1 protein-coding gene is annotated in these 3913 nt (G+C 56.9%); it reads left to right on the plus strand.

Features of this window, described 5'->3' with window-relative positions:
* Window positions 1–205: 205 nt before the first annotated feature.
* A partial coding sequence (locus FFS57_RS24390) for an RHS repeat protein (protein ID WP_137940426.1) occupies window positions 206–3913 on the plus strand: 3708 nt, incomplete at its 3' end.

The raw sequence follows: 3913 nt of genomic DNA on the forward strand, positions 1-3913 counted from the left end.
GGGTATCTCAGATAAACTGGCGGAAATGCGGGGTATGAACGTGCTGTAAGGCGCGTGGTGACTGGGTTTGGAGCGCATCGGTACGACAAGGTGCATCGGCGTGCTGTGATGTTTCAAGCAGGGTGACGATACCGCGCTAGGATTATGGCGCGCAGAAACACAATATCACCTGACGAGCGCGAGTGAAGGTGATCGTGCACGCTTGGTGGCCGTTTATCGTGGTGAGCAAGGCGAGCCGGTCATTGCAACATGGCAGTACGATGGGGTGACATTCAATCAAGCCGGCATGCGTATCGAGCACACCGCCAGCCCTGCAGGCTTCGACAGCACCTGGTATGTGGGCAACCCGATTGCAGATGGTATGTTGGGTGGGGCGCAAGTGGTGCAACCGGCCAATCGTCCGACGGCGGACGACAGTACCTTGGAAGCGGTCCGGGCCCGCGTTGCAGCGGCCAGCCGCGTTGTGGGTGTACAGCATCTGTTCGATGCAGCGGGCCGGGAAGTGTTCACCTTGGGCGTGGACGGCATGCTCACCGAACGCCAATACGACGCAGCGGGCAAGCTGCTGCGGGAAAGCCGTTACGCCACGCCGATACGCAGCACAGCAGCGCTGACCCTGGCTGAAGTACAGGCCCGCTTGGCAATCTTGCCGAAGACCGCATTCGATCAGCATGTGTATGTGGTGTATGACCTGGCTGGCCGTGAGCGCTACCGCATCGGTGCCGACCGTGCCGTCAGCCGTATCGACTACGATGCCGCTGGCCGGATCGTGCGACGCACCCGGTATGCCCAGGCATTACCAGCCAGCATCGACCTGAAACAACCGTTGACCTTGGCCTCCGTGGCCCAGGCCATGGCAGCGGGTGACCGTACGCAGGATCAGATTGAACGACTGGGCTATGACGCAGCCGGTCGTCCAATCTACAGCATCGACGGCATGGGCTATGTCACCGAGCGCCGTTTTGATGGCGCCGGTAATGAAATCGGTCGACGGGTGCATGCTGGCAGGACTGACCTCGCCGTGTGGGATGCAGAACAACGCCTGACCACCGACAGCACGCAAACCGTGCTGCGCAGCCGTGCCTTCTACGATACCGCCAACCGTTTGGCGGTGGAGCTGGATGGGGAAGGATATGCGACCCGTCGGGTGTATGACGCGAGTGGTCAATTGATCCAGCGCATTCGCTATGGCACGGCCTTGAATGTGGCCGCCAATGCCGATCTGGCGACGGTTTTGAGCAAGTTGCCGACGACACCGGACAGCCTGTTGGATGGGGTGGAGCGCTATGTGTACGACACAGCCGGTCGTCTGGCGATCACCATTGATGGGGCAGGCCGGGTACGACGCAGTGTGTACGATGGCATGAACCGCGTGGTGCGGACCATTCAGTATGCGAAGATTACTGCGGATGGGTTGAATCTGGACCATTATGGTAAACCAACGGCAGCTGATCGAGTCACCGATGTCATTTATGATGAGTCGGGCAAGGCGCGCTACACCATTGACCCGGAAGGCGTTGTCATTGAGCAGCGTTACGACTATCTGGGTCATGTCACACAGACAATCCGCCATCAACAACGTGTCGGCACCCGGCCTTACGATGCGATTGAGTTGAACATCAAGGATGCAAGGTCAAAAGACAATACGCTATTTGATCCGGCACAGGCTTTCTCCCGCACGCAAAACCCCAATGGCCCATGGCAGTATGGTTTCGCTGGAAAATTAGGCAATTTCACCCGATTTGAAATGCCTGAGCGTAATGGCCAAGGGTTTGACTTATGGCGACAAACCGCGACCACCCACCCATTCATTGCACATAACGATTCCGATCGGCGGATTACTTGGGGTAATTCCTGGCTGGATGCCAAGCAGATGAGCTTTCACCCAGGTGCTAGCGATAATGATCGTTTTTCGATCTTGCGTTTTGTGGCACCGGGCAAGGGCACTTATTCACTGAACGTACAGTTCCTCGCCAATGACCAGAATGGGACAACCTCCGATGCTTACGTGTTGTTGAACGGTAAGCAGTTATTCGGCAGCAATGTGACCCGTGAATTGAATCCGTCTACCGCCCAGATCATTGAACTGAATGAGGGGGATACCCTTGATTTTGCGGTAGGGGTTGGCCCGAACGGCAATTACAGTAGTGACTCAACGGGTATTACCTTGCAGTTGTGGCAGGGCAACCCGGCGTTGCTGGCGGGGCAGGGGGCAATCAACAGTGCTGCGGCATTATTTGCATTGACCCGGGATCTTCAGGCGTCGGCAGCATCCGTATCGGCTGATCGAACTCACCGGTTCCATGATGCAGCAGGCCGTGTGCGCTATGAGGTAGACCTGGAAGGGCGCGTTACCCACTACCGTTACGACGGTTTTGGCCGCCTTGCTGGCAGTATCGTGCATGCCGACCGGCTGCAGGATTCCGCACCGACGTTGGAAAAGCTGGAAGCCCGATTTGCCAATGCGGATAGCCAAGATCGCGTATCGCGTGTCATTTACGATGTGGCGGGTCGAGAGCAGTTCCGTATCGACACATTGGGTTACGTGGTAGAGACCCGCTACAACAACCAAGGCCAGCGAAGCGAACAGATTGCCTATGCCAAGGCTGTCAAGACGGATGGGGCCTTGGATGCCGCTGCCGTTATCAAGGCACTACAACTGGATGCTGCCGATCGTCATACGACCTATCGTTATGACGCGAGTGGGCGATTGAGTGAACAGACTACGTCAAACAAGACAGAACGTTTCACCTATAACGCTGCAGGTCTGCTTGCAACCCGAACCGATGGCCTGTCACACCAATGGCAACAGCGTTATGACCAGCGCGGCTTGCTGGTAGAAACCGGCAACGATGCGGGGGAATTGACCCGTTATGGCTACAACGCTGCGGGGTTACGTGAAAGCGTGACTGATGGCAACCAGCACACCGTACGCAGCCGTTATGATCAAGCTGGGCAATTGGTCGCGTCACTGGATGGAAAGGGTCAGGCAGAGCGCTATCAGTACGATGCGTTTGGCAACCGCATCGACACGATCGACCGCCTGGGGGCACGTACTCGTGTTGAATACGACAAGGGCAACCGTGTAACGCGCCAAATCAATGCAGATAACCATTTCAAGCTGAATCGGTACGATGACCGCGGTAATCTGGTCATGCAGCAGGTGGATCTGGGTATGGCGGCGAATCAGTCCACTCAGGTGATCAATGGCGGTTTTGAGGCAGTCTATGTCGGGAGCTATGCCTTTAACCCAACTGATCCTGCTTGGCGCTATGAAAACAATGCCGGTGTCGCCAGCTTATTGCTCCCGAATGTGCCAGGAGAAGGCAAGCAAGGTGCTTTCATCCAGGCAAACAGTGCCATCAGCCAGACTCTTGAACTGCGGCCTGGAGCATATTTACGTTTCAAGGCGTTCCAGCATCCACAAACCATCAAGGATCAACGCTTCCAAATACTGCTGAACGGTGTTCCGCAAGGGGAGCCGATTGTGCCGCCTTATGGAGAATATGGCGAGTTCGTGATCCCGCTGAATGTACCTGCCGATGGGAAATACACCATCACCATTCGTTCTACCTGGACCGATGTGCCAGGGCACATTTCCGCACAGGTGGATGATGTGCGGATTGACCAGCCAGCCGTTGCAACAACAGTCAACCGGTACGACAGATCAGGCCGATTGCTGGCGAGCGTGAACGCGGAAGGGGAGGTGACGAGTTACGAATACGATACCTTCGGCAACCGGGTGGCGAGCGTACGGCATGCAGAGCGGGTGGCGGTATCGGCAGACAGCCTGGCGACCTTGCCAACGGTGGATGCCGCCGATCAAGCGACCCGCTACGGCTACGACCGGGCCGGCCAGCTGACAAGCACCACCAATGCCCTCAACCAGGTCAGCCGCAACGAATACGACGGT

Source organism: Chitinivorax sp. B (genome assembly GCF_005503445.1).
In the GTDB taxonomy this organism is placed as follows: Bacteria; Pseudomonadota; Gammaproteobacteria; order Burkholderiales; family SCOH01; genus Chitinivorax.